At 69.9% G+C, this 19,286-nt stretch carries 17 protein-coding genes; 15 read left to right on the top strand and 2 right to left on the bottom strand.

Translation table 11 applies throughout. The annotated features are described in order from the left end of the window. Positions 1-23: 23 nt before the first annotated feature. The 15 genes from FLX08_RS23940 to FLX08_RS23870 all read left to right on the top strand — a co-directional run bounded on the left by FLX08_RS23940 (position 24) and on the right by FLX08_RS23870 (position 16,863). Complete coding sequence (locus FLX08_RS23940; RefSeq protein WP_167530550.1) at positions 24-800, top strand: DUF2267 domain-containing protein; 777 nt, start codon at positions 24-26, stop codon at positions 798-800. A gap of 424 nt (positions 801-1,224) precedes the next feature. After that, positions 1,225-3,123, top strand: coding sequence for a molecular chaperone DnaK (gene dnaK / locus FLX08_RS23935; protein ID WP_142621532.1), 1,899 nt, complete (start codon positions 1,225-1,227; stop codon positions 3,121-3,123). A gap of 6 nt (positions 3,124-3,129) precedes the next feature. After that, complete coding sequence (locus tag FLX08_RS23930) at positions 3,130-3,624, top strand: nucleotide exchange factor GrpE (protein WP_142621530.1); 495 nt, start codon at positions 3,130-3,132, stop codon at positions 3,622-3,624. Continuing rightward, the gene (locus FLX08_RS23925) at positions 3,624-4,586 is read left to right on the top strand and encodes a DnaJ C-terminal domain-containing protein (RefSeq protein WP_142621528.1); all 963 of its coding nucleotides are present in this window, start codon (positions 3,624-3,626) and stop codon (positions 4,584-4,586) included. The genes FLX08_RS23930 and FLX08_RS23925 overlap by 1 nt, the downstream gene beginning before the upstream one ends. Further along, positions 4,583-4,909: a chaperone modulator CbpM gene (locus FLX08_RS23920; RefSeq protein ID WP_142621526.1), complete on the top strand. Its 327-nt coding sequence runs from the start codon at positions 4,583-4,585 to the stop codon at positions 4,907-4,909. The genes FLX08_RS23925 and FLX08_RS23920 overlap by 4 nt, the downstream gene beginning before the upstream one ends. Further along, the gene (gene clpB / locus FLX08_RS23915; protein WP_142621524.1) at positions 4,900-7,518 is read left to right on the top strand and encodes an ATP-dependent chaperone ClpB; all 2,619 of its coding nucleotides are present in this window, start codon (positions 4,900-4,902) and stop codon (positions 7,516-7,518) included. The genes FLX08_RS23920 and clpB overlap by 10 nt, the downstream gene beginning before the upstream one ends. A gap of 3 nt (positions 7,519-7,521) precedes the next feature. After that, positions 7,522-7,965 (top strand): thioredoxin, encoded by a 444-nt coding sequence (trxA, locus tag FLX08_RS23910; RefSeq protein ID WP_142621523.1) that lies wholly within the window; start codon positions 7,522-7,524, stop codon positions 7,963-7,965. Next, positions 7,949-9,619 carry an FAD-dependent oxidoreductase gene (locus FLX08_RS23905; protein WP_142621521.1) on the top strand — a complete coding sequence of 557 codons (1,671 nt, stop codon included), beginning with the start codon at positions 7,949-7,951 and terminating at the stop codon, positions 9,617-9,619. Before trxA ends, FLX08_RS23905 begins: the two co-directional genes overlap by 17 nt. 31 nt (positions 9,620-9,650) lie before the next feature. Continuing rightward, on the top strand, positions 9,651-10,103 hold the full coding sequence (locus FLX08_RS23900; RefSeq protein ID WP_142621519.1) for a DUF1931 family protein: 453 nt from the start codon (positions 9,651-9,653) through the stop codon (positions 10,101-10,103). Between the two features lie 13 nt (positions 10,104-10,116). Next, on the top strand, positions 10,117-11,268 hold the full coding sequence (locus tag FLX08_RS23895; protein WP_142621517.1) for a glutathione-independent formaldehyde dehydrogenase: 1,152 nt from the start codon (positions 10,117-10,119) through the stop codon (positions 11,266-11,268). 58 nt (positions 11,269-11,326) lie between these two features. Further along, positions 11,327-11,794 (top strand): ester cyclase, encoded by a 468-nt coding sequence (locus tag FLX08_RS23890; RefSeq protein ID WP_244312849.1) that lies wholly within the window; start codon positions 11,327-11,329, stop codon positions 11,792-11,794. 3 nt (positions 11,795-11,797) lie between these two features. After that, positions 11,798-11,995 carry a DUF7167 family protein gene (locus FLX08_RS23885; protein ID WP_142621515.1) on the top strand — a complete coding sequence of 66 codons (198 nt, stop codon included), beginning with the start codon at positions 11,798-11,800 and terminating at the stop codon, positions 11,993-11,995. A 27-nt stretch (positions 11,996-12,022) separates the two neighbouring features. Continuing rightward, a complete protein-coding gene (locus tag FLX08_RS23880) occupies positions 12,023-13,933 on the top strand; it encodes an APC family permease (RefSeq protein WP_142621513.1) in 1,911 nt (636 codons plus the stop codon). 246 nt (positions 13,934-14,179) lie between these two features. Next, positions 14,180-16,348 (top strand): amylo-alpha-1,6-glucosidase, encoded by a 2,169-nt coding sequence (locus FLX08_RS23875; protein ID WP_142621511.1) that lies wholly within the window; start codon positions 14,180-14,182, stop codon positions 16,346-16,348. Beyond that, a complete protein-coding gene (locus tag FLX08_RS23870; RefSeq protein WP_142621509.1) occupies positions 16,345-16,863 on the top strand; it encodes a phosphate-starvation-inducible PsiE family protein in 519 nt (172 codons plus the stop codon). The genes FLX08_RS23875 and FLX08_RS23870 overlap by 4 nt, the downstream gene beginning before the upstream one ends. Positions 16,864-16,881: 18 nt before the next feature. Here the strand turns inward: FLX08_RS23870 and FLX08_RS23865 are convergent, their stop codons facing one another. Continuing rightward, a complete protein-coding gene (locus FLX08_RS23865) occupies positions 16,882-18,003 on the bottom strand; it encodes a hypothetical protein (protein ID WP_142621508.1) in 1,122 nt (373 codons plus the stop codon). 682 nt (positions 18,004-18,685) lie between these two features. Further along, positions 18,686-19,222, bottom strand: a complete 537-nt coding sequence (locus tag FLX08_RS23860; RefSeq protein WP_142621506.1) for a DUF4396 domain-containing protein — start codon at positions 19,220-19,222, stop codon at positions 18,686-18,688. Between the last annotated feature and the right edge of the window lie 64 nt (positions 19,223-19,286).

Genomic DNA, 19,286 nt, shown 5'->3' with positions numbered 1-19,286 from the left:
TGTGTCGAGCGAGGAGCGCGGACGTGGACTACGAAGAGTTCCTCGAAATCGTGAGCCGTCAGACCGGCTTGGACGCCGAGGCCGCCGAGCGCGCCATTCAGGCGACGCTTGAGACGCTCGCGCGGCGTCTGTCGAAGGGGGAAAGCCGCGACCTGCTCCGGCAACTGCCCGCCGAGCTGAAGCCGTATGTCTACACGGACAAGGGCTCCGAGGCCTTCGACGTCGACGAGTTCCTCCGGCGCGTGGCCGAGCGGGAGCAGGTGGACGTCGAAGAGGCCGAACGGCGCGCGCGAGCCGTCTTCTGGGCGCTGGGCGGTGCCCTGGACGCCAAGGAGGTGGCCGACCTGGGGGCGGACCTGCCGGAGGATTTCGACCCCCTGGTGGCCGAGGCCCAGCGGAGGCACGTGGAGGTCATGCGGTCCTCGGAGTTCCTCAGCAGGGTCGCCAGGCGGACCGGCCTCGACGCCGAGGGCGCCGAACGCGCCACCGCGGCCGTGCTGGAGACGCTCGCGGAGCGCATCGCCGCGGGCGAGGTCAGGGATCTCATCCGCGAACTGCCGGTCCGGCTGCATCCACCGCTGAGGCGGGGCATCGCCGGTCGCTCCGGCACGGCAACGCGGATGGGGCTGGAAGAGTTTCTGCGCCGGGTGGCCGAGCGAGAGGGCGTGTCCCTTGACCAGGCGCGGGAACATGCCGCCGCGGTGTTCGCCACGTTGCGCGAGGCCATCACGGTCGACGAGTTCTTCGACGTCACCGTCCAGTTGCCGGACGAGTACTGGGCCCTGATTCCCCGTCCGTGAGGGGGCGACGGGCGGGCGACGGGGAGGGCCGATCCCGGGGAGCCGCGACGCCTGACCGAGTACGTACGCCGATGCTTCTCCTCTGGCGCTACCACGGCGGACTTGCCACGGCTCATGAGAGGCAGATGAGGTGCGGGAAGGGTGGTGCGTGGGAACGACAGGCGGGAGGAAACGAAATTCCGTCGCGGTGTTCCACGGGCGACGGGGGGACACGCTGGGGATTGCTCTCGCTGGCAGAGCCCTGACACCACCGGTTCGAAGGTGGTGTGGATCCCGGTTCTCCCGCGGCCCGGCACGCAGTGGGCGTCCTGGACCGCCACGACTTCCCGATCGCCGAATGCGCCGACGAGGCGCGGGCGAGTGCTCACGGACGCTTGTGAGGCCGCTGCGCTCGGGTGAGCGCCAAAAGGAGGGGGATGAGGACATGGCCAAGGCGGTGGGCATCGACCTGGGCACGACCAACTCGGTCATCGCGACTACGGAGGACGCGCATCCGACGGTCGTCCCGAACGCCGAGGGGTCGCGCACGACTCCCTCGGTGGTGGCCTTCACGGACCAGGGTGAGGTGCTGGTGGGCCAGATGGCCAGACGCCAGGCGATCCTCAACCCGAAGGGCACGATCTATTCGGCCAAGCGCTTCATCGGGCGCAAGTTCGACGAGGTGGAGAGCGAGATCAAGGCGGTCTCGTTCGACGTCGTGCCGGGCCCGGAAGGCGCCGTGCGGTTCAAGGTGCGCGACAAGCTGTACGCGCCGGAGGAGATCTCCGCCTTCGTGCTGCGCAAACTGGTCTCGGACGCCGGGAAGTTCCTGGGGGAGAAGGTCAACGAGGCCGTCATCACGGTGCCCGCGTACTTCAACGACGCGCAGCGGCAGGCCACCAAGGACGCCGGCAAGATCGCCGGCCTGGAGGTCCTCCGGATCATCAACGAGCCGACCGCGGCGGCGCTGGCCTACGGCCTGGACAAGAAGGGCAGCGAGACCGTTCTCGTGTTCGACCTGGGCGGGGGCACGTTCGACGTCAGCATCCTCGACATCGGCGAGGGCGTCATCGAGGTCCGCGCCACCTCGGGCGACACTCACCTGGGCGGCGACGACTTCGACCGGCGCATCGTCGACCACCTTGCCGACGAGTTCCAAAAGGAGCAGGGCATCGACCTGCGGCGCGATCCGCAGGCCCTGCAGCGGTTGTTCGAGGCCGCGGAGAAGGCCAAGGTGGAGCTGTCGGCGGTCACCCAGACGCAGGTCAGCCTGCCGTTCATCACGGCCGACGCGACCGGCCCCAAGCACCTGAACACCACGCTCATGCGCTCGACCTTCGAGCAGATCACCCACGATCTGCTCGAACGCTGCCGGGGGCCGGTGGAGCAGGCCATGGCCGACGCGAAGCTGACGACGAACGACCTCGACGAGGTGATCCTCGTCGGCGGTTCCACCCGCATGCCGGCCGTGCAGCAACTCGTGCGGCGGCTGACGGGCAAGGACCCGAACATGACGGTCAACCCGGATGAGGTCGTGGCCGTCGGCGCGGCCGTCCAGGCGGCCATCATCAAGGGTGAGCTGAAGGACGTCGTGCTGCTGGACGTCACGCCGCTGTCGCTCGGCGTCGAGACGCTGGGCGGCGTGATGACGAAGATCATCGAGCGGAACACCACGATCCCGGCCCGCCGCACGGAGATATTCAGCACGGCGGAGGACAACCAGTCGGCCGTGGACATCGTCATCCTGCAGGGCGAGCGCGAGCGCGCCGCGGACAACCGGGTGCTCGGCCGGTTCCGGCTGGAGAACATCCGGCCCGCCCCGCGCGGGGTGCCGCAGATCGAGGTCACCTTCGACATCGACGCCAACGGCATATTGAACGTCTCCGCGAAGGACAAGGACACCGGCGCCGAGCAGCGCATCACGATCAGCGAGACCTCCAACCTGGACAAGAGCGAGATCGAGCGGATGATCGCCGACGCGGAGCGGCACCGCAACGAGGACGCGCAGCTTCGTGCCACGATCGACGCCCGTAACGAGCTGGACTCCGCCGCCTACCAGGTCGAGCGCCGGCTGTCGGAGCTGGGCGACGCGGTCCCGGTGCACGAGAAGGCACGGGCCGAGCAGCTGATCATGGAAGCACGCCAGGCGATCAAGGAGGAGGCGCCCGTCGACCGGCTGCGCACCCTGACGGCGGAGCTGCAGCAGGTTTACCACGGCCTCGGCATGACGGCGTCCGCCGCTTCCGGCCAGACGGAGGGAGAGGCGCAGTCCGCGCAGCCCTCCGCCGGCGGATCGGACGAGGACGTCATCGACGCCGAGTTCACCAGCCCCAACAGCCCGTGATGTGACATGACCGAGCCTAACGAGAAAGCACCTCCGGAGCCTCAGCAAGCCGTCGAGGAACCCGTCGCCGAGCAGCTCGCCGAGCTGGAGGACCGGTGGCTGCGCGCCGTCGCGGAGCTCGACAACCTCCGCAAACGGGTCGCGCGCGACATGGAGCGGCAGCGGATCGACGAGCGCATGCGCGTGGCGGGGGAGTGGCTGCCGGTGGTCGACAACCTCGAGCTCGCGCTCAAACACGCGGATACCGCCGCCGACGCGGTGATCGAGGGAGTGCGGGCCGTCCGCGACCAGGCGGTCGGCGTGCTCACGCGCCTCGGCTTTCCGCGCAGGGACGACGTGGGCACGCGGTTCGACCCCGCCAGGCATGAGGCGGTCGGCACCGTCGCCGTCCCGGACGCCGATCCCGGCACCGTGGTCGAGGTCGTACGGCCCGGCTATGGCGAGGACGGGAAGCAACTGCGCCCGGCCGCCGTCGTCGTCTCCACGAAGGCCGACGAGTGATGGCGGAGCGCGACTTCTACGAGATCCTGGGCGTGCCGAGAACGGCGAGCCAGGACGAGATCCAGCGGGTCTACCGGAAGCTGGCCCGCACCTACCATCCCGACGTCAACAAGTCGCCCGACGCCGAAGATCGCTTCAAGGAGATCTCAGAGGCGTACGAGGTGCTGTCGGACCCCGAAACGCGGCGGCGATACGACGCGTTCGGGCCGGACTTCCGCCGGGTGCCCGAGGGCGTGGACCCGGCGGCGTACGCCCGCGCGGGAGCGGGAGCCGGCGCGCGACCAGGCTGGGCGCGCGGACCAGGAGGGGAGGAGATCCATTTCACCGTCGGCGAGGGCTTCGAGGGCATCGACATCGAAGACCTGCTCGGCAGCGTCTTCGGCGGGCGCAGGCGCGGCGCGACCGGCCGCGGCTGGGGCCGGGTGCCCGGCGCCGACCAGGAGGCGGAGCTGACGCTCACGGTCGAGGAGGCCTACCGCGGTGGCCGGCGGACCATCACCATCCCCGGCCCGGGAGGCGGGCGGACCCTCGAGGTGAACATCCCTCCCGGGGTGACCGACGGCCAGCGGATCCGGATCGAGGGCCAGGGCGGCGCGGGCAGCGACGGCGCCAGGGCGGGCGACCTCTACCTGATCGTGCGGATCGCCGACCATCCGCGCTACCGCGTGGAGGGGCGCGACATCCATGTCCGCCTCCCGCTGACGCCGTCGGAGGCCGCGCTGGGGGCGACCGTCGCAGTGGAGACGCCGGGTGGGGAGGCGAAGGTCAAGGTGCCGCCGGGCACCTCGTCCGGGCGCCGCCTGCGCCTGCGCGGACAGGGCATGCCGAACCCGCGCGGCCGGCCCGGGGACCTGCTGGCCGAGGTCCGGATCATGGTGCCGCCCAAGCTCAGTGACGAGGAGCGCCGCCTGTACGAGCAACTGGCCAGGGTCTCGACGTTCAACCCGAGGAGCCGGTCATGACCTATCCGCTCGCCCGGTTCGCCCGGGTCCACGTCGGGCACCTGGACCTGGAGTCCTTCTCCCGGGCCACGGGACTGCATCCGGAACTGGTGCGTCGCCTGGTGGCGCTCGGGCTGATCGACGCCTGCACCGGCCTGCCGGGCGGCCTGTGCTTCCCGCCCGCCCAGGTCGCCGCAGTGGGGCGCCTTCAGCGCCTGCACGCGGGGCTCGCCGTCAACTACGCGGCCCTCGGCCTCGTGGCGGACCTCCTGGACCGAATCGCGGAGCTGGAATCGGCTCTGCGCACCCGTACGAGATGGACCGGAGACAGATCGTGGACCTGAACCGCCTGACGCAGAAGTCGCAGGAGGCCCTGCACGACGCCCAGACCGCGGCGATCCGTTTCGGACACACCGAGGTCGACGGGGAGCACCTGCTGCTGGCGCTGATCCGGCAGCCCGACGGGCTCGTCCCGCGCCTGCTGTCCGCCGCCGGCGCCGACCCGGACGAACTCCTGCTCGAACTGGAGCACGAGCTGGAGCGGAGGCCCCGCGTCACCGGTCCCGGCGCCGCTCCCGGCCAGGTCTACGTCACCCAGCGGGTGTCGCGGCTGCTCGACTCCGCCGAGCGGGAGGCCGGCCGGCTGAAGGACGAGTACGTGTCGGTCGAGCATCTGCTGCTGGCGCTGCTGGACGAGGGCGCCGACAGCGCGGCCGGCCGCCTGCTCAAGGGACAAGGGCTCACCCGCGAGCGCTTCCTGCAGGTCCTGACACAGGTGCGCGGGAACCAGCGGGTGACCTCCGCCAATCCGGAGGTCGCCTACGAGGCGCTGGAGAAGTACGGGCGCGACCTCGTCGCCGCGGCGCGGGCGGACAAGCTCGACCCGGTCATCGGGCGGGACGCCGAGATCCGGCGGGTCGTCCAGATCCTGTCCCGCAAGAGCAAGAACAACCCGGTCCTGATCGGCGACCCCGGCGTGGGCAAGACGGCGATCGTGGAGGGCCTCGCGCAGCGCATCGCGCGCGGCGACGTGCCGGAGGGCCTGAAGGACAAGACGATCTTCAGTCTGGACATGGGCGCGCTGGTCGCCGGGGCGAAGTACCGCGGCGAGTTCGAAGAGCGCCTGAAGGCCGTGCTCACGGAGGTGAAGGCGTCCGAGGGGCGCATCCTGCTGTTCGTCGACGAGGTGCACACGGTCGTCGGCGCGGGCGCCGCCGAGGGGGCGATGGACGCCGGCAACATGTTGAAACCGATGCTGGCCCGCGGCGAGCTGCACATGATCGGCGCGACGACCGTGGCGGAGTATCGCAAGTACATCGAGAAGGACGCCGCGCTGGAGCGCCGCTTCCAGCCCGTCTTCGTCGACGAGCCGTCGGTCGAGGACTCCATCTCCATCCTGCGCGGGCTGCGCGAGCGGCTCGAGGTCTTCCACGGCGTGAAGATCCAGGACGGCGCGATCGTCGCCGCGGTCGTGCTGAGCCACCGCTACATCTCCGACCGCTTCCTCCCCGACAAGGCGATCGACCTGGTCGACGAGGCGTGCGCCATGCTCCGTACGGAGATCGACTCGATGCCCGCCGAGCTGGACGAGCTGACCCGCCGGGTGACGCGGCTGGAGATCGAGGAGGCGGCGCTCGCCAAGGAGGAGGACCCGGCGAGCCGGGAGCGCCTGGAGACGCTGCGCAAGGAGCTGGCCGACCTGCGGGCGGAGGCCGACGCCATGCGGGCCCAGTGGGAGGCCGAGCGGCACGCCCTGCGCAAGGTGCAGCAGCTGCGCGAGGAGATCGAGAGCGTACGCCGGGAGGCCGAGCAGGCCGAGCGCATGTACGACCTGAACCGTGCGGCGGAGCTGCGGCACGGCCGGCTCCCCGAACTGGAGCGCAGGCTGCGTGCCGCGGAGGAACAGCTGGAGAGCAAGCAGGGCGGGCACCGGCTGCTGCGCGAGGTGGTGACCGAGGAGGAGATCGCCGGCATCGTGTCGCGGTGGACCGGCATCCCGATCAGCCGCCTGCAGGAGGGCGAGCGGGAGAAGCTGCTACGGCTCGACGAGATCCTCCACCAGCGGGTGATCGGCCAGGACGAGGCCGTGCGGGCGGTCGCCGACGCCATCATCAGGGCGCGCTCGGGGATCAAGGACCCCCGCCGCCCGATCGGGTCGTTCATCTTCCTCGGGCCGACCGGAGTCGGCAAGACGGAGCTGGCCAAGGCGCTGGCCGAGGCGTTGTTCGACACCGAGGAGAACATCGTCCGCATCGACATGAGCGAATACCAGGAGCGCCACACCGTCAGCCGCCTCGTCGGCGCCCCGCCCGGGTACGTCGGCTACGAGGAGGGCGGCCAGCTCACCGAGGCCGTGCGGCGCAAGCCCTACTCCGTCGTGCTCTTCGACGAGATCGAGAAGGCGCACACGGACGTGTTCAACACCCTGCTGCAGGTGCTGGACGACGGGCGGCTCACCGACGCTCAGGGGCGCACGGTCGACTTCCGCAACACCGTGATCATCATGACGTCCAACATCGGCTCGCACTACCTCAGTGAGAAGGCGGCGCCGTCGGGCGAGATCGACCCGGAGGTGCGCGAGATGGTCATGGCGGAGCTGCGCGCCCGCTTCCGTCCCGAGTTCCTCAACCGCATCGACGACATCGTGCTGTTCAAGCCGCTCACCGAGGCCGAGATCGAGCAGATCGTCACGCTGATGTTCAACGACATCAGGGCGCGGCTCGCCGAGCGCAGGATGACGCTCGAGATCAGCCCGGAGGCGGTCCGCCACATCGCCGAGCGCGGGTTCGACCCCATCTACGGGGCCCGTCCGCTGCGCCGCTTCATCGCCCGTGAGGTGGAAACCAGGGTCGCGCGGGCGCTGGTCGCCGGCGACGTCAGGGACGGCGCGACCATCCGGGTGGCCATGTCCGGCGGCGAGCTCGTCGTCACCTACGAGAACCCGGAGGGCTGACCGATGCCGCCGAAGGTCGCGGAATCGAGCGTCGTCCGGTGCCCGCACTGCGGCCGCAACAACCGCGTGCCGCGGACGGGTGCCGGAGTCCCGCGCTGCGGCGAGTGCCGCGAATCGCTGCCCTGGGTGGTGGACGCGGGGGACGAGGACTTCGCCGAGGTCGCCGAGGCGGCGCCGATTCCGGTCGTCGTCGACTTCTGGGCGTCCTGGTGCGGACCATGCCGCATGGTGAGCCCGGCGCTCCACCAGGTCGCCACCGAGCTGGCCGGGCGGATCAAGCTGGTGAAGGTGAACATCGACGAGGCACCCGAGACATCGCGGCGCTTCGGCGTGCAGGCCGTTCCGACGCTCGTTGTGATGAAGCAGGGGAAGGTCGTGGCCCGGCGGGCCGGGGCGGCGCCGGCGCCCGTGTTGCGGGAGTGGGTCGGCGATGCGCTGGCCGGATGAGCTGGTCGAGACCCCCGACCTGCAGGGGGCCTACCCTCGGCTGAGCGAGGCGCAGATCCAGGCGCTGTCCGCCTGCGGCGAGCGGCGGTCGGCCCGCCGGGAGGACGTTCTGTTCGCGGAGGGCGACCCGTGCGTCGCCTTCTTCGTCGTCCTGGCAGGCAAGGTCGCGGAGGTCAAGGGATACGGATTCGACGATCAGGTGATCGGCATCCACGGGGCCGGCCGGTTCCTGGGCGATCTCAACGTGCTCACCGGCCAGGCCAGCTTCATCACGGCCGTGGTGGCGGAGGACGGTGAGGCGCTCGCCGTGCCCGCCGAGGAGCTCCGCCGGTTGGTCGCCGAGGACGAGACGCTGGGCGATCTCGTCCTGCGCGCCTACCTGATTCGCCGCTCGATGCTCATCGGGCTCGGGGCCGGCTTCCGCATCATCGGCTCCCGCTACTCGCCGGACTGCCGCCGGCTGCGTGAGTTCGCGGCCCGCAACCGGCTGCCGCACCGGTGGATCGACCTGGAAGAGGACACCGACGTCGAGAGCCTCCTGCAGCGGATGGGTCTCACTCCGCAGGAGACCCCGTTCGTGATCTGGCGCGGTGAGAAGGTGCTGCGCAATCCGACGAACGCGGAGCTGGCCAAGTTGATCGGCCTGCCGGCGCCCGCGCCGCGGGAGAGCGGCTGGGACCTGCTCGTCGTCGGAGCCGGTCCGGCGGGGCTGGCCGCGGCGGTGTACGGCGCCTCGGAGGGCCTCACGACGATCGTCCTCGACAGCGTGGCGACGGGCGGTCAGGCGGGCACCTCGTCGCGGATCGAGAACTACCTCGGCTTCCCCGCCGGACTCTCCGGCGGCGAGTTGGCCGAGCGGGCGGAGATCCAGGCCCGCAAGTTCGGCGCGCAGTTCTCCATTCCGGCCGAGGCGTGCACGCTCCAAGAGCAGGAAGGCCATCACGTGGTCACCGTGAAGGAAGGGGCGGTGATCCAGACGCGGGCGCTGCTCATAGCGACGGGCGTCCGGTACCGGAAACTCGACGTGCCCGACCTGGAGAGGTTCGAGGCGACCAGCGTCTACTACGCGGCCACCGCGTTCGAGGCACAGATGTGCAGCCGGGACCCGGTCGTCGTCGTGGGCGGGGGCAACTCGGCCGGCCAGGCGGCACTGTTCCTCGCCCAGCACGTCGCCTCCGTCCGCCTGCTCGTACGCGACGACGCGCTGACCAGGAACATGTCCCGCTATCTGGCGGTCGAGATCGAACAACACCCCGGCATTCAGGTGATGCTGAACACCCAGGTCCGGCGGCTGGTCGGGGAGCAGACGCTCGAGGCGGTCGTCGCCGAGGACAACGTGACCGGGGAGCGGTTCACCCTCGAGGCCCGCGCGATGTTCGTCTTCATCGGTGCGGAGCCGTACAGCCGGTGGCTGGCCGACGAGGTCGCGCTCGACTCCCGGGGATACATCCTGACCGGGCTGGACGCCGCTCGCTCCGGCAGGAAGGGCGTACCCGACTCCGCCGGCCGGCCGTTCCCGCTGGAGACCAGCAGAGCGGGTGTGTTCGCGGCCGGCGACGTGCGGAACGGGTCGATCAAACGGGTCGCGTCGGCCGTCGGCGAGGGCGCGATGGCCGTGCGCCTCGTGCACGAACACCTTCAGCTGAGGGGCTGAGCCGCCCACGCGGGGAGGAAGGGGACTGGCGATGGCAGAAGTGATGGCGGTGCCGAGGTTCGAGCGGTTCTTCAGGAAGGCGGCGGGCCTCGACGTCGACAAGGAGGATCTCCGGCGCTACAGCGACTTCGTGAACCAGAAGCTGTACGACCTGCTGGTGATCGGCGAGGCCCACGCGAAGGCGAACGTCCGGGACATCATCGAGACCTGGGACCTGCCCATCACCAAGGGCCTCCAGGAGAGCATCCACCGGTTCCGCGACCTCGACGAGGACATCGAGCTGAAACCCATCCTGGAGCAGCTCGCGGCGTTGCCCCCGCTCGACCTGTCGATCGGCGAGGAGGTGACGAAAAGGCTGCCCGAGATCGCCGGCGGGCTGTCGCTGGCACTGGCGCGCACGTTCACCATCCTCGATCCCGGCCTGAAGAACCCCAGGACGGAGGAGTGGGATCGCGTGATCCGCGTTTTCGAGCTGCTTCTCTAGAAGCGAGGACATCATGAAGGCAGTCGTATACGAAGGACCCCGGCAGGTCGGCGTCAAGAACGTGCCGGACGCGCGGATAGAGATGCCCACCGATGTTCTGGTCCGTGTCACCACGAGCAACATCTGCGGGTCGGACCTGCACATGTACGAAGGCCGGACCGACCTGGAGCCGGGCCGTGTCCTCGGCCACGAGAACCTCGGCGAGGTGGTCGAGGTGGGGCCGGGAGTGGTACGCGTCCGCGTCGGCGACATGGTCTGCGTGCCGTTCAACGTCGCGTGCGGCTTCTGCGCCAACTGCGAGAGCGGCCTGACCGCCTTCTGCCTCACCACCAACCCGGAGCCGGGGGTGGACGGGGCCGCTTACGGCTTCGCGGACATGGGCCCGTACAACGGCGGCCAGGCCGAGCTGCTGCGCGTGCCGTTCGGCGACTTCAACTGCCTTGTCCTGCCGGACGACGCGCGGGAGAGGCAGACCGACTACGTCATGCTGGCCGATATCTGGCCCACCGGCTGGCACGCGACCCAGCTCGCCTGTGTGCAGGCCGGCGACTCGGTCGTGATCTACGGGTCGGGGCCGGTCGGCCTGATGGCCGCCTACTCCGCGATGTTCAAGAGCGCGGGCATGGTGATGGTCGTGGACCGCCACCCGGACCGGCTGGCCAAGGCCGAGGAGATCGGGGCGATCCCGATCGACGACTCCAAGGCATCGCCGGTCGACCAGGTCATGGAGCTCACGCACGGCAGGGGCGCCGACCGGGGCTGCGAGTGCGTGGGCTACCAGGCGCACGACCCCCAGGGGCACGAGCATCCCAACATGACGCTGAACAACCTCGTCAAGTCGGTGAGGTTCGCCGGGACGATCGGGGTCGTGGGCGTGTACATCCCCAGGGATCCCGGCAGCCCCGACGACCTCTACAAGCAGGGCGAGATCGCCTTCGACTACGGGATGTTCTGGTTCAAGGGCCAGACCATGGGCAACGGTCAGTGCAACGTCAAGAACTACAACCGGCAGCTCTGCACCCTCATCCACCAGGGGAAGGCCCGGCCGTCGTGGGTCGTCTCACACGAGCTGAATCTGGACGACGCGCCCGGCGGCTACGAGCACTTCGACCGGAGGGATCCCGGCTGGACCAAGGTCGTCCTGCATCCCGCCGGCATCGGCTGACCCTCCCGTCGCGGCCGCGGGCCCCGCGGTCCACCATGGCGGTGAGGGGGGACGCGCCATGCGCATGCCGGACGCCCGCTGGCTCAAGCAAAGGCTGCACGACGCCTTCAACAGGCACGATCTGGACGAGGTGATCCAGTGTCACAGTCGGGACGCGGTCCTGGTGACCCCGGCGGGCGTCGCGGAGGGACACGAGCAGATCGCCTCCTACTACGAAGACCTGTTCAGGGGCTTCCCCGACATGCGCATGACGGTCTGGCACACCGTCCTGTGCGCCGATCCGGCGGTGACCGAATGGCTGCTCACCGGCACCCACACCGGGCCCTTCCTGCTGCCCGGGGGCCAGGTGCTGGAACGAACCGGCCGCCATGTCGCCATCCGGGGCACCAGCACCTGTTCGGTGGGCAACGACAGGATCATCAGTCACCGCATCTACTTCGACCAGCTGGAGCTTTACAGCCAGCTCGGCGGGCGCCTCGTCTTCGACGAGCGGCCGCCGTCGCGTGAGCGGTGGGCGGAGGGGTGAGCGATGCCGGCAGACGACATGGGCGACACGGTGACGGTCGAGCTGTTCTTCCAGTGCAGGCACGACGTCGTCAGCGAGGAGATCCGGGTTCCACGGGCCGACTGGGACAAGATGAGCGCGGGCCAGCGCGACGCGTACCTGGCCGACCGCGTCGACGCGCTCGTGTGCGCGAACTCCAGCGCCGGTTGGAGGGAGATCTAGGAGTGGGGTAGGGCGAGCGTGGGCGGCATGGCGACCAGGACCAGGGACAGGGTCCGTTCCTGGCTCCTGGAGGGGCTTCAGCACGAGGACGTGATGCCCGCAGGGCCCCACGTGGTGGAGGCGCCGCACAGGCGGCATGCCTGGTGGCGGGTCATGTGCCTCACCGGTCTCGACTACTTCTCCACCCTGGGCTACCAGCCGGGGATCGCCGCGCTGGCGGCGGGCCTGCTGTCGCCCGTCGCGACGTTGTTCCTTGTCGCGCTGACGCTGTTCGGCGCGCTGCCGGTCTACCGGCGGGTCGCGATGGAGAGTCCGCACGGCCAGGGCTCGGTCGCGATGCTCGAACGGCTCGCCCCGAGGTGGTGGGGCAAGCTGTTCGTCCTGGTGCTGCTCGGGTTCGCGGCCACCGACTTCGTGATCACGATGACGCTGTCGGCGGCCGACGCGGCAGCGCACATCCTGGAGAACCCCTTCGTGCCGCGTGCCCTCCAGGGGCACCAGGTCGCCGTGACGCTCGGCCTGCTGGCGCTGCTCGGCGCCGTGTTCCTGATGGGATTCAGCGAGGCGATCGGCCTCGCCGTCGTCCTCGTGGGCGTCTACCTGTCGCTCAACGTCGTGGTGGTGGCGGCAGCCGTGCTCCATGTCGCCGACCGGCCCGTCCTGATCGCCGACTGGAAGCAGGCTCTGCTGTCCTCGCACGGCGGGCCGGCGTCGATGGTGCTGCTGTCCCTGCTCGTCATGCCCAAGCTCGCCCTCGGCCTGTCCGGGTTCGAGACCGGGGTGGCCGTCATGCCGCTGATCAAGGGGGACCTGCCGGGGCGGATCAGGGGGGCCAAGAGGCTGCTGACGACGGTGGCCCTGGTCATGAGCGTCTTCCTGATCGCCAGCAGCTTCGTCACGACCGTGCTGATCCCGCTGCGGGAGTTCCGGGAGGGCGGCAGGGCCAACGGCCGGGCATTGGCGTACCTGGCTCACGCCTACCTCGGGAACGGGTTCGGCACGTTCTACGACGTGAGCACGATCGCGATCCTGTGGTTCGCCGGCGCTTCCGCGATGGCGGGCCTGCTCAACCTCGTTCCCCGCTACCTTCCCCGGTATGGCATGGCCCCCGACTGGACGCGGGCGGTCCGGCCGCTTGTCCTGGTCTTCACGGCCGTCGCGTTCGCCATCACCGTGATCTTCCAGGCGAGCGTGACGGCGCAGGGCGGCGCGTACGCCACCGGAGTCCTCGTGCTGATCCTCTCGGCGGCCGTCGCGGTCACGATCTCGGCCCACCGGCGTGGCAGGCGCGCGGCGGCGGCGTACGCGGCCATCGCCCTCGTCTTGACCTACACGCTGGTGGCGAACGTGATCGAGCGGCCGGACGGTGTGAAGATCGCGTCGTTCTTCGTCGCGGCCATCGTGGTCACCTCGCTGATCTCCCGGGCGACCCGGTCCACCGAGCTGCGGGTCACCCGCGTGGTCCTCGACCCCCTGGCGGAGCGGTTCCTCCGCGAGGTGCCCGGCAACGAGGTCCACCTGGTCGCCCACGAGCCGCAGCGGTGCGACCGGGCGGAGTACGAGGAGAAGCTGCGTGAGCAGTGGCGCAACCACCGGCTGGATCCCGACACGCCGGTGCTGTTCGTGGAGGCCGCCGTCCCGGACGCGTCGGAGTTCCTGACAGAGCTGCGCGTCCGGGGCGAGGAGCGGTACGGGCACCGGATCCTCCGTCTGGAGAGCTCCTCGATCCCGAACGCGCTGGCCGCCCTGCTGCTCTACATCCGGAACCGCTTCCTCAAGCTGCCGCACATCTACTTCCACTGGGCCGAGGAGAACCCCGTCGCCGCGATGCTTCGTTACCTGGTGTTCGGAGTGGGCGACGTCCCGGCGATGACCCGCGAGATCCTGCGGGAGGCGGAGCCGGATCCCGAGATCCGTCCCCGGGTGCATGTCGGATAGGCCGGCGGGCTTCCGCGTTTGCGCCACTCGGACGGGGGTATCGGCTCGTCCGCGGGCTCGGTCTCCGGCCCGGCGCCGTCCGGCAGGCCGCCGGGCACGAGTCCCGCGAGCCGGCGAGGCAGGAGCGGGCCCACCGGAGCGGACACGCCCGCCGAGGTGCCGGAGACCTACCCGGTGGCGGTCTGAGACCGGGACAGCAGGGTTGCAGCAGGGTTCCAGCAGGTTCGCCGTTCGGGGAGGGATCGTATGGCGAACGCATGGACGTTCGAGGGTCAGCCGGCCGCCCTGGGCGCCGGCACCGTGACGCTTGTCGAGGGGAGTTCGTTCTGCGTCTCCTCCTGGAACGGCGACATCCGGCCGGGCGGGCCGCAGGGCGTCTACCACGCCGACACCCGGCTGCTGTCCCGGTGGGAGCTGCGGGTGGACGACGCGCCGATCGAGCCGCTCCAGGTGCTGGCGAGCGCGCCGTACCACGCCGCGTTCCTCGGCCGGACGCAGCCGAGGCCGGGGCGCGCGGAGAGCACCCTGATGGTGGTGCGAGACCGGTACGTCGGCGGCGGCCTGCGCGAGGACCTGCTGCTGCGCAACCTCTCCGACGAGCCGGCCGGCTGCGTGGTGGACGTCCACATCGGCTCCGACGTCGCCGACCTGTTCGAGGTGAAGATCAACCGGGTTCGGCACGTCCCTGACGTCGAGCTGGTGCCCGAGGGGGCGAGCCTGCGGGTCTACTCGCCGAGCCGCGCACGCGGCGCCATGATCAGGGCCGCCGATTCGCTGGCCGTTCCCGGGCTGCTCGGCTTCCGCGTGGCGGTGCCGGCCCGGGGGGAGTGGAGGGCGGCCCTCCAGGTGAACCCGATCATCGACGGCGAAGAGTCGCAGGCATGGTTCTCCACGCGCGACCCCGTTGAGCGCGCCAGGCCCGCCGTGCGCCTGGCGGCCTGGCAGCGGCACGGCCCGTGCGTGGTCACGGACCATCCGGTGCTGGCCATGACGCTCCGGCGGTCGAAGGAGGACCTGGGGTCGCTGCGGCTGTACGAGCCCGGGCCCCCCGACGAGCCGCCCACGATCGCCGCCGGCGCGCCGTGGTTCATGACGCTGTTCGGCCGCGACTCGCTGCTGACCTCGTGGATGGCGCTGCCGCTCGACCAGTCGCCGGCGCTCGGCACGCTGCGCCGTCTGGCCAGGCTCCAGGGCACGAAGGTCGACCCGCTGTCGGAGGAGGAGCCCGGGAAGATCCCGCACGAGCTGCGGTTCGGCGCGCGGTCGGGCGTCTCCCCCCACGGGGGCGCCTGCTACTACGGCTCGGTCGACGCCACCCCGCTGTACGTCGTGCTCCTCGGCGAGCTGCGCCGCTGGGGCATCCATTGCGAGGCCGTCGAGGAGCTCGTGCCGCACGCCGACGCGGCGCTGTCGTGGATCGAGGAGTACGGCGAGCGCGCGGGCCCGATCGAGGGGTTGCTCTGGTATCGCCGCAAGACCGACAAGGGCCTGGTCAACCAGGGCTGGAAGGACTCCTTCGACGGGGTGAACTTCGCCGACGGAACCCTGGCCCGCGCGCCCATCGCCCTGGCGGAGGCGCAGGGCTACGCCTACGCCGCCTACATCACGCGCAGCCACCTGGCGCACGAGGCGGGCGACCACGAGACCGAGCGCCGCTACACCGACAAGGCATGCTCCCTCCGCCGCATGTTCAACGAGCTCTTCTGGCTTCCCGAGCGGGGCTGTTACGCGATCGGGCTGGACCGCGAGGGCAGGCCGATCGACAGCGTGGCCTCCAACATGGGCCACTGCCTTTGGACCGGCATCGTGGACGAGGACAAGGCGGAGTACGTCGCCTGGCACCTGCTGTCGGAGGAGATGTTCACCGGGTTCGGCGTCCGCACGCTCGCTTCGTCGATGGGCGCCTACAACCCGATGAGCTACCACAACGGATCGGTGTGGCCGCACGACAACGCCCTGATCGTGTCGGGGCTGATGCGCTACGGGTTCGTCGCCGAGGCGCAGCGGGTGGCCATGGGCCTGCTGGACGCTGCGGAGGCGTTCGGCGGGCGGCTCCCCGAGCTCTTCTGCGGGTTCGGCAGGAAGGAGTTCCCGGTCCCGGTGCCCTATCCCACGTCGTGCTCCCCCCAGGCGTGGGCGGCGGCGAGCCCCGTCCAGATCCTGCGAGCACTGCTGCGCTTCGACCCCTGGATCCCGTACAACCGGCTGTGGGTGGCCCCCGCGCTGCCGGAAAAGTTCGGCGAGCTGAGGATCACCGGGTTGCCGCTCGCCGGTGGACGAGTCAACCTCGTGGTGTGGGGCAGCGGCGAGACCAAGTTGAGCGGACTGCCCCCCGAGATCGAGGTGCACTACGAGCCCCGCCCATCGGCCGGCACGCCCGTCGACCACCACGGCCAGTTCACGGGTGAGCCGTGAACGACGACTCGTCCGCGCGAGACCAGCGGTACGGGGACTATCCGTCGGTCATCAGGTGTGCGCGCACCACGCTGGACGTCCGGCTGCTGAAGGCGCTCGCCGCGGCCGAACGCGTGATTCTCTATGTGGTGTCGGCGGCGTTGCTGGCGATAGCGGCCGGCATAGTGATCATGTTGTTCACCATGGTGGTGAGCGGCAGCGAGGATTGGACGGAGAAGATCGTCGTCGTCATCGAGGATCTCCTCCTCGTCCTCATCGTCCTGGAGATCTTCGCCACCGTTCTGACCCATCTGGAGGGCGGCCGGCTGCGGCTCGAGCCGTTCATCATCGTCGGCATCATCGCCGTCGTACGGCACATCATGTCGGTGGTCGTGCGGCTCACCGTATCGATGACGGCGACGGAGAGCCGTGAGCAGTTCACCGAGATGGCGGTCTACGCGGGGGTGGCCTTCCTGCTCACCTCCGCACTGGCCCTGGCGCGGTGGTCACAGTCGAGAATTCAGCGGCGGCCCTGATGCCGAGCCCGGTCCTGTTCAGGGCGAGGAGGCCGGGGGGAGAGGCTCGTCCCGCCGGCCGCCAGGCTCGGGATGGTAGCCGTAAGCGGCGGCCCGCACCGTCTCCTCGTCTTCCAGACCGGAACCGATCGCGCCGCCGACGGTGGCCAGCGAGCTGATGATCCAGGCCAGGGTCAGATAGTCGGTGAAACCGACCGGCCGCCGCAGGTTCTGTTCCAGCGCGGATGTGTCGATCAGCAGCGCCGCGACGAGTATCGTTCCGGCGAACAGCACCAGATAGGACACCACGGCGGCCAGGACGAGGGTGAGGACCGTGCCCAGGTTGAACAGCCGGGCCAGCTCGGCCGGTGTCTCCGGGCCCGGTTTCTCCCACAGGTCGTGGGCGACGATCAGCCAGGTCACCAGCGCGGTGAGCCCGAGAAGCATGATCACAGTGAGGCGGAGTCCGCCGAGCGCATCGCCCATCTGCCAGATGGTGTCGGTGGTGAGTGCGAACGCGGCCGTGCCGAAGGCGCCGACCAGCAGTTTGGACAGGCCCAGCAGGGCGCGCCCCGGGCGGTTGGCCCGGACCATCCCGGTCAGCAGCCGAATCCGGCCGATCAGCCGCGAGGCCACGTAGCCCAGTTCTCCGGCATCGGCCCCGTCGACCACCCGGTGAATGGCGGCGACCCGGCCGGTCAGCCCGGGTGCCGCCCGGCCGGGCGGCACCCGCTCCTGGAAGGTGTCGGTGAGGAGCTGGCCCACGAGACCCGGAACGGCCGCGCGAAGCGCTCGCAGTTGGCGCAGCCCCAGCGCAGGCAAGGACACCGTCGCGACGCGGCGCCGGGTGGACGTGTGCGCCACCAGCGGCAGCCGCTCGATGTGCAGCGGCAGGTCGGTCAGGCAGATCGCGACGTCCCAGCACGCGTCGGCGCGCCGGCGGGCAAGATCGTCAAGTAACGCCTCGATGCCGCTGTGGCGGCGCGGCGCCATGTCACCCCAGCCTTCCCGGATGGTCCACCGCACGTCCGGGTCCACTGCCTCGGCGAGCCGGTCGGCCAGCTCGGCGGTGAGCCTCGCGACCACCTGCGCCGGATAGTCCGGTGGCGTCGCCACGAGTCCGACGACGATCTCCGGCCCATGCTGATCACTGATGGCCATTGCGCTCTTCCCCGGTAGCCGGGCGTACCCACGGTGGCGCGATACATGTGGTGCGGATCGGAGAGCCTCAACGCGGGATGCGATCGTCCGCGTCGCCTCCAGGCGAGATCCACGGGATCGCAGTGCGGCTCCGGCGAGCCGTTGCCCGCCGGAGCCGTCCTTCGCCTTCGGCGCGGCCTCTCGCCCTCATTCGCAAGGGCTGTCCGACGCTCGCCCAGCGGCGTCCAGTCGGTCCTGTGACTAGCAACCGTCGCAGCAGCAGTCGGCGCACTGACAGCTTCCGGCGCTGTCTGCGGTCATGGCGCCGGCAGGATCGGCATAGGCGGGAGCTCCCAGGCAGAGGGCACTGCCGGCCAGAGCGGTGCCGGCCGCGATACCGGCGATCGTGTTACGGAGTGCAAGCATCTCATTGTCTCCTTGATGGATTATCGGGAATCAGATGCGCATGGAAATGCCACGTCGTAAACGTGAAGTGACCACCCCAGACGACTTAGTGATTACCTCTCCCGAAATCCACAAACGGACATTCTGGCTATTTAGTAATCAATTGAACCGACTATCGCTCCTAGTAGGAGCGCTCTGTCGCATCCTGCCCGGAAACGAAGGGAGAGGAGCCGTCGCCGGAAACCAGTAGCGGAGCTTCTCCGTGCGACGTATCGCGATGAGCCGAGCACGCCGCAGCTCAGTGGTGATAGGCGTGGACAACCGCGTGTCCCTTGCCCCTGCCGATTATCCACTTGTTGATCGGCGTGGTGACCACGAAGGCGACGAGCAGGGAGAGCGCCAGGCTGCCCCAGAACAGCCCGGACGTCAAAGTGGCGGCCATGGCGCCTGGGATGGCGATCATGACGCCGTTGTCCACGATCTCCATGACGATGATGGACACGGTATCCGCTGCCAGCGCCAGCTTGATCGCGCTGCCCCAGCCCACTCCGGCCTTTCGGAGGGGGAGCAGGGTCAGCAGATAGCCGAAGAAGAAGGCGAGCACGACGGCCAAGGCGACGGACGGGCCGGTGGTCCAGCCGAGCGCGGTGGAGATCACCAGGCCCAGCACTTCGCCGATGGCGCACCCGGTCAGGCAGTGCAGCGTCGCGGACGCGGCCGTCCGCCAGGATGCCTTCGTTCCGGCGCCGTGATGCGAATGGGGTGAATTGTCCATGGTCGCCGGGTGCTCCCCATGCTCGTGCTCCATCTGGTTGTGGTGGTGGTGCTCGCTCATGACGACTCCGACACATGTAGGTGGACCTCGCCTAATCGTCCGAAACTAATACCCGCTACGGGTA

It is taken from the genome of Microbispora hainanensis (assembly GCF_006874475.1).
GTDB classification, from domain to species: domain Bacteria; phylum Actinomycetota; class Actinomycetes; order Streptosporangiales; family Streptosporangiaceae; genus Microbispora; species Microbispora hainanensis.
The sequence above is the reverse complement of the archived record's forward strand: the minus strand, read 5'-3'. Positions and strand labels throughout refer to the sequence as shown.